Genomic DNA, 6,880 nt, shown 5'->3' with positions numbered 1-6,880 from the left:
TCATCGGTGCAAGCACATGTGGCAACTAATCAGGCGGGTGAAGTACTTCATGAACAACGCCTCACCATTCCCGGGTGGTGGTCATGGATTGCAGAAACTGGAGCACAATTAGGATCAGTTATTTAGAACCACCACATGATCGTCGATCATGTCGGCCACATCGATTATGCCTGGTCTTGGCTGGCGGCAACGGGGGAGGCGATACGCCTGCCCATGCTGCCTGTCCGGGACGGAACCCGTGTGATCGCCTTTGGCAAACCCGTGGCTGATCCCGAATACCGGATAGAGGGCTGGGTGGCACGTCGAACTGAGGCGCTCGTGTTGGAGCTGCCCTACCTGGCAGATAACGCGGTTGAGGTGACCCAGTTTGATGCTGATTCAACCGACTTCGTCTTAACGGACTTTCATCCCTCCATCTTTGAGGCGGATGAGCGCTATCAGCATCACGATCAGTCGGTGAGCCATCGGGTCATTGTTGCTGCGCCCTTGTCCCAATTCCAAAGGCTGGAATTGCCTTGGCATAGGGGAAGCCAGGAATTACCTGTCAGTGGGCGGTATGACTGGGTGCAGGAGGCGTGACCCTCGACAGGCCGATTTGCGCCGGGTGACAAGGGGTACCTCGGGATCCAGCGCTGGCAGTCACGCAATACACAGCGACTTGAGATCCCCTGGCAGTATCAATAGCACCGCTTTATCTTTGCCGGCCGTTTTAAGCCCCGTCTATGCGTGGCTTTTGTTGCCCTTTGCCCTGTCATCGACTCCTGCTCGTGACAAGTCTATTTTGTATTTTTTGTAAGTTGAGCCAGATCACAAAAAGGCAGTTCTGCATAAGAAAGGTTCTTTGAAATCAATGGAACTGCGATCCCCGCCGACAACCGTCCTTTACCGTGTTGATAATCGTTCTCACGAGCTTGTGACCCATATTGTCCCAAATTGATACAAATGCAACATAAAAGCCAGCTTGAGCCCGATTCGACAGCACTTGAGTTGTTGATCTGGATCAAAAGGCGTCTTGCTGTGCTGGGTCAATCTAGCGCTTGCGTGTGAGCAAGAGCGCATTTTGATCGAAGTTGTGAGGCGGGTTCATGCGCAGTGCATGGTTCTCACGACTCGATCCGAAGTAACCCAATAAGGATGGTTATGAATAAGAAACCTGAAATGGCACGACGCCAATTCCTCAAGACGGTTGCCACCGGCAGTGCTGCTGCAGCGGCGGCTGCCGTTGTCTCTCCTGCCGCACTGGCTGCTGATGCGCCGACTGCGCCCAGCAAAGGTGTCGGCTATCGCGAAACCGAGCATGTCCGTAACTATTACGCCGTGGCGCGTGGTCAGTAAGCTGGAGAGGGATGATGAAATTAACTAAAAGCCAAAATAAAGCGGATAACGGCAAAGCGTTAGGCTTAAACCGTCGTCAGTTTTTGAAGAATGCCGGTGTGACCACCGGTGGGATCGCCGCCGCTTCCATGCTGGGTGCCGGTATGGTGCGCAAGGCCGAAGCGGCAGTCGCGACGGCGGCCGGTGGCAAGACCGAGACCGTTAAGACCATCTGCTCACACTGCTCCGTCGGTTGCGGCGTCTACGCGGAAGTCGAAAACGGCGTCTGGACCGGTCAGGAGCCGGCGTTCGACCACCCGATCAGCCGTGGTGGCCACTGCGCCAAGGGCGCCTCCTTGCGCTACCACACTCACAGCGATAAGCGGGTGAAGTACCCGATGAAGCTGGAAGGTGGCAAGTGGAAGAAGCTGAGCTGGGATCAGGCGATCAACGAGATCGGCGATCAGATGCTGAAGATCCGCGAAGAGAGCGGTCCGGATTCGATCTACTTCATGGGCTCTGCCAAGTTCTCCAACGAGCAGTGCTACCTGTACCGTAAGATGGCGGCTATCTGGGGCACCAACAACGTGGATCACTCCGCGCGGATCTGTCACTCCACCACGGTTGCTGGCGTTGCCAACACCTGGGGTTACGGTGCTCAGACCAACTCCTACAACGACATGCATAACTGTAAGTCCATGTTGTTTATCGGCTCCAACGCCGCCGAGGCCCACCCGGTTGCCATGTCTCACGTGCTCACCGGTAAAGAGCGCGGCGCCAAGATGATCGTGGTTGATCCCCGCTTCACCCGTACTGCAGCGCACGCTGACGAGTACGTGCATATCCGCCCGGGGACCGACATTCCATTCATCTATGGCTTGCTGTGGCACATCTTCGAGAATGGTTGGGAAGACAAAGACTTCATCAAGCGTCGTGTCTATGGCATGGAAGCGATCCGCGAAGAGGTGAAGAAGTATCATCCAGCAGAAGTGGAAGACGTGACTTCCGTTTCCGGCGAGCAGATGCACCGTGTTGCGAAGACCTTGGCCGAGCACCGTCCTGGCACCATCGTTTGGTGTATGGGCGGCACTCAGCACACCGTCGGTAACGCCAACACCCGTGCCTACTCCATCCTGCAGCTGGCGCTGGGTAACATGGGCGTCTCCGGTGGCGGTGCCAACATCTTCCGTGGCCACGATAACGTACAGGGCGCGACCGACTTCGGTTTGTTGTTCGACTCCCTGCCGGGCTACTACGGCCTGTCCGAAGGCTCTTGGCGTCACTGGGCCAATGTGTGGGATCTGGAGTTCGATTGGGTTAAGGCCCGTTTCGACCAAGGTCAGCACTTGGGCAAAACCCCAATGACCACGCCGGGCATTCCTTGCTCCCGTTGGCATGATGGCGTGCTGGAAGACAAGGCGAAGATCGGTCAGAAAGACAACATTCGTCTGGCGTTCTTCTGGGGTCAGTCGGTCAACACCGAAACCCGTGGCCGCGAAGTGCGTGAGGCACTGAACAAGATGGATACTGTGGTGGTGGTGGATCCGTACCCAACCATGGCGGGTGTCATGCCACAGCGCAAAGACGGCGTCTACTTGCTGCCAGCGGCAACCCAGTTCGAAACCTATGGCTCTATCTCTGCGTCGAACCGTTCGCTGCAGTGGCGTACTCAGGTGACCGATCCGATCTTCGAATCGCTGCCGGATCACACCATCATGTACAAGATCGCTAAGAAGGTCGGCATCGCGGATCAGCTGTTCAAAAACATCAAGGTGAACGGCGATGAGCCGCTGGTCGAGGACATCACCCGCGAATTCAACCGCGGTATGTGGACCATCGGTTATACCGGTCAGTCGCCAGAGCGTCTGAAGATGCACCAGGAAAACTGGCACACCTTCTCTTGGGAAAACCTGCAGGCGCCAGGTGGCCCAGGTAAAGGCGAGACCTACGGTCTGCCATGGCCTTGTTGGGGCACGCCTGAGCTGAAGCACCCAGGTAGTCACATCCTGTATGACACCTCTAAGCACGTGATGGAGGGGGGCGGTAACTTCCGTGCTCGCTTCGGTGTGGAACACAATGGCGTCAACATCCTGGCCGAAGATCCTGGCTCGAAAGGCAACGAATTGGGTGACGGTCACCCAGAATTCACCGCCGACATGCTCAAGCAATTGGGCTGGTGGGATGAGTTGACTGCCCAAGAGAAGAAGCACGCCGACGGCAAGAACTGGAAGACTGATATCTCCGGCGGCATTCAGCGTGTGGCCATGGCCCACGGCTGTATCCCATTCGGTAATGCTAAGGCCCGTTGTAAGGTCTGGACCTTCCCGGATGAGATCCCGCTGCACCGTGAGCCGCTGTACACTCCGCGTCGCGATCTGATCGCCAAGTACCCGACCCACGATGACATGCAGGTGCATCGTCTGCCGACCCTGTTTAAGTCCATTCAGGACAAGGTGATCAGCGACAACCTGGATAAGAAGTTCCCACTGGTGGTGACCTCCGGTCGTCTGGTTGAGTATGAAGGGGGCGGTGAAGAGACGCGCTCTAACCCTTGGTTGGCTGAGCTACAGCAGGAGATGTTCGTTGAGATCAACCCAGCTGACGCGGCAGATCGTGGCATTCGCGATGGCGACGATGTGAATCTGAAGTCGCCAGAAGGTGCCATCCTCGGCATGAAAGCCTTGGTGACCGAGCGTGTGACCGTCGGCGAATCCTTTATGCCGTATCACTTCGCCGGTCTGTTTGAAGGTGAAGAGCTGCAGTACCCAGAGTCTGGTGGTGTCAGCACCCGGCCGTACGTTGTGGGTGAATCTGCCAACACCGCACTGACCTATGGTTATGACCCCGTGACCCAGATGCAGGAGACCAAGGTGTCCCTGTGTGAAATCGAAAAAGCGTAAGGTAGGAGAGGATAAATCATGGCTACCATGAAGTTTATGTGTGACACCAAGCGCTGCATCGAGTGTAACGGCTGTGTCACTGCCTGTAAGAACGAAAACGATTCTGCGTTGCAGTGGGGCATTCAGCGCCGCCGCGTGGTGACCGTTAATGACGGTATGGTCGGCAAAGAAGCGTCCATCTCGGTGGCTTGTATGCATTGTGACGATGCGCCTTGCATGAAGGTGTGTCCGGTTAATGTATTCAGCAAAACCGAAGATGGCATCGTGCTGCACGACAAGGATCGCTGCATCGGTTGTGGTTACTGCTTGTACGCCTGCCCATTTGGCGCACCACAGTTCCCGAAACAGTCGGCGTTTGGCGGCAAAGGCAAGATGGACAAATGTACCTTCTGTGCCGGCGGCCCGAACACCGAGCCGGGCTCCAATGAGGAGCAGGTGAAGTACGGTGCCAACCGTATCGCCGAAGGTAAGCTGCCGATGTGTGCCGAGTTTTGTGCCACCAAGGCCCTGCTGGCGGGGGATGCCGGAACCGTATCCGATATCTACCGTGAGCGCGTGATCACTCGTGGTCATAAAGACGGTGCCTGGAGCTAAGCACTGATGACAGGGGCGGCCAATGTGTCGCCCCTTTGTTGTTTGTGAAGGAGTAATTATGTTCAAGAATTGGCTTAAGCCCTTGCTGGCATTGGTGATCATGCTGCCGGCGCTCGCGTTGGCTGCGGATCCAGGCACGGTCGCTGAGCAGGCGGGGAATCCGTCTGATGTGTTGTGGCAGGCGATCCAACAGGGCGAAGTCGGCCGTACCACCTCGTCGATAGGCCATCATGGTCAGCTGATCAATACACCGGATGAGCGGTTTCTGCCGCTGCGCAGTGATTGGTTGGCGCCGGCGTTTGCGTTGTCGCTGTTTGGCATGATCGGGGTGTTTATCCTGTTCATTTTGGTCAACGGCGCGTCCAAACTGCACGATGGCTTCTCCGGCAAGATGGTGTTTCGCTGGTCCAAGGCCGATGTGGCCATTCACTGGCTGGGCGCGATCCCGTGCTTGTTGCTGATCCTGACCGGCCTGGTGTTGTTGACGGGTCGCTTGATTGTCGAGCCGTTGTTGGGTCAACAGGCACTGGCCAGCTTTGGTGCGTTTGCCAAGCCGGTACACGACTACATGGCCATTCCGTTTATGCTCGGTTGGTTGATCATGAGCATCAAGTGGGCCAAAAATCAGATCCCAGCCAAGTACGACATTGACTGGTTTATGGTGGTCGGTGGCTACATCAACTTCGGCCCATTCAAAGGCAAGCACCCGGATGCGGGCTTTGCCAATGCCGGTGAGAAGTTGTGGTTCTGGGCTTTTGTGATCTTCGGGGCGGTGATCTCCGTGTCCGGCGTGATCTTGCTGTTCCCTGAGTACGTCGAGCCCTCGCGTAACCTGAGCTTGCTGGCGCTGATCCTGCACGCGGCGGCGGCCATCATTGTCACTGCGTTTTCCGTGGTGCACATCTTTATGGCGACCGTGCTGTCGGAAGGTGGCATGGACTGTATGGTGTCCGGCTACTGCGATGAGAACTGGGCCAAGCAGCACCACAACGTTTGGTACGACGAGATCAAAGCCGACGGGACGCTGAAGTACAAAGACTGAAGTACTTAGGGAGGGTGCTGTGCAAGCAGCACCCGCTCAAGTGTTCCGGTACGGCGAGATCAAAGCCGACGGGACGCTGAAGTACAAAGACTGAAGTACTTAGGGAGGGTGCTGTGCAAGCAGCGCTCGCTCAAGTGTTCCGGTACGACGAGATCAAAGCCGACGGAACGCTGAAGTATAACGATCGAGTGCGCGTGTTCGGGTGTTGCCTAGCGGCAGTGCCAGTCCGCATTGTGGTTTCTCGGCGCTACGGCGGCGGTTTTATTGAACCACACTGGTAATGGCTTGACGGCTCTCGTTATGGCCAGAACTACATACAAGACCCCGACTGGTTCGGGGCTTTTTTTTGAGCAGTGAATAGGCAGTCCGTGATCAGTCACTATCACGCGGGTTGATATTAGATATGGCAATACGCCCGCCCCGGGCAGTGGGTTTGCAGGGTGACTCAATGCAGGGGCAGTAGATCCTGAGCTTCCCGTTTCACTTCTAAATAATCGAATGTTTTGGCCGCCATTTTGTGATTTTACTCTCAGTCAGCGAGAGTAACCTAGAGGGCATGTTGGATTGTTCAGAAGGAATGCATTATGACGCAGCAGTGCACTCAGGTTTTGGCGGCGCCGGCTGATCTATTGGCTCGGATCGCCCTCGCCTTTCTCTTTGTGGTGGCGGGCTAAAGTAAGATCGGCGGCTTTGCCGGGACGCAGGGATGGATGGAATCGATGGGGGTGCCGGGGATCTTATTGTATCCAGTGGTGGTGTTGGAGCTGCTCGGTGGGATCGCCATTATCCTCGGTTTTAAGACGCGGCTTGTTGCTTTGCTGCTGGCCGGATTCTGCGTGTTATCGGCCCTCATTTTCCATGGCGATCAGGCAAACGACTTCAATAGCTTTGCTAAGAACATTGGTCTAAATAACTGATCCTAATTGTGCTCCAGTTTCTGCAATCCATGACCACCACCCGGGAATGGTGAGGCGTTGTTCATGAAGTACTTCACCCGCCTGATTAGTTGCCACATGTGCTTGCACCGATG

6 protein-coding genes are annotated in these 6,880 nt (G+C 56.0%); all 6 read left to right on the top strand.

Translation table 11 applies throughout. The annotated features are described in order from the left end of the window. Nucleotides 1–135: 135 nt before the first annotated feature. The gene (locus tag ABEA08_RS09745) at nucleotides 136–579 is read left to right on the top strand and encodes a hypothetical protein (RefSeq protein WP_345335098.1); all 444 of its coding nucleotides are present in this window, start codon (nucleotides 136–138) and stop codon (nucleotides 577–579) included. Between the two features lie 561 nt (nucleotides 580–1,140). Continuing rightward, nucleotides 1,141–1,335: a twin-arginine translocation signal domain-containing protein gene (locus ABEA08_RS09740; RefSeq protein WP_345335097.1), complete on the top strand. Its 195-nt coding sequence runs from the start codon at nucleotides 1,141–1,143 to the stop codon at nucleotides 1,333–1,335. 14 nt (nucleotides 1,336–1,349) lie between these two features. Continuing rightward, nucleotides 1,350–4,214 carry a formate dehydrogenase subunit alpha gene (locus tag ABEA08_RS09735; protein ID WP_345335096.1) on the top strand — a complete coding sequence of 955 codons (2,865 nt, stop codon included), beginning with the start codon at nucleotides 1,350–1,352 and terminating at the stop codon, nucleotides 4,212–4,214. 18 nt (nucleotides 4,215–4,232) lie between these two features. Further along, nucleotides 4,233–4,808 (top strand): formate dehydrogenase FDH3 subunit beta, encoded by a 576-nt coding sequence (gene fdh3B / locus ABEA08_RS09730; protein ID WP_345335095.1) that lies wholly within the window; start codon nucleotides 4,233–4,235, stop codon nucleotides 4,806–4,808. A 58-nt stretch (nucleotides 4,809–4,866) separates the two neighbouring features. Next, nucleotides 4,867–5,850 carry a formate dehydrogenase subunit gamma gene (locus ABEA08_RS09725; RefSeq protein WP_345335094.1) on the top strand — a complete coding sequence of 328 codons (984 nt, stop codon included), beginning with the start codon at nucleotides 4,867–4,869 and terminating at the stop codon, nucleotides 5,848–5,850. 680 nt (nucleotides 5,851–6,530) lie between these two features. Next, nucleotides 6,531–6,767: a DoxX family protein gene (locus tag ABEA08_RS09720; RefSeq protein ID WP_345335099.1), complete on the top strand. Its 237-nt coding sequence runs from the start codon at nucleotides 6,531–6,533 to the stop codon at nucleotides 6,765–6,767. The last annotated feature ends 113 nt before the right edge of the window (nucleotides 6,768–6,880 follow it).

Origin of the sequence: Ferrimonas pelagia (genome assembly GCF_039543565.1) — a bacterium.
GTDB classification, from domain to species: domain Bacteria; phylum Pseudomonadota; class Gammaproteobacteria; order Enterobacterales; family Shewanellaceae; genus Ferrimonas; species Ferrimonas pelagia.
This window is presented reverse-complemented; position numbering and strand designations above follow the sequence as displayed.

Excerpts from the sequence above, each read along its gene's own strand:
- ABEA08_RS09745 (WP_345335098.1), top strand. The coding sequence starts at position 136 with ATGATCGTCGATCATGTCGGCCACATCGATTATGCCTGGTCTTGGCTG.
- ABEA08_RS09740 (WP_345335097.1), top strand. The coding sequence starts at position 1,141 with ATGAATAAGAAACCTGAAATGGCACGACGCCAATTCCTCAAGACGGTT.
- ABEA08_RS09735 (WP_345335096.1), top strand. The coding sequence starts at position 1,350 with ATGAAATTAACTAAAAGCCAAAATAAAGCGGATAACGGCAAAGCGTTA.
- fdh3B (WP_345335095.1), top strand. The coding sequence starts at position 4,233 with ATGGCTACCATGAAGTTTATGTGTGACACCAAGCGCTGCATCGAGTGT.
- ABEA08_RS09725 (WP_345335094.1), top strand. The coding sequence starts at position 4,867 with ATGTTCAAGAATTGGCTTAAGCCCTTGCTGGCATTGGTGATCATGCTG.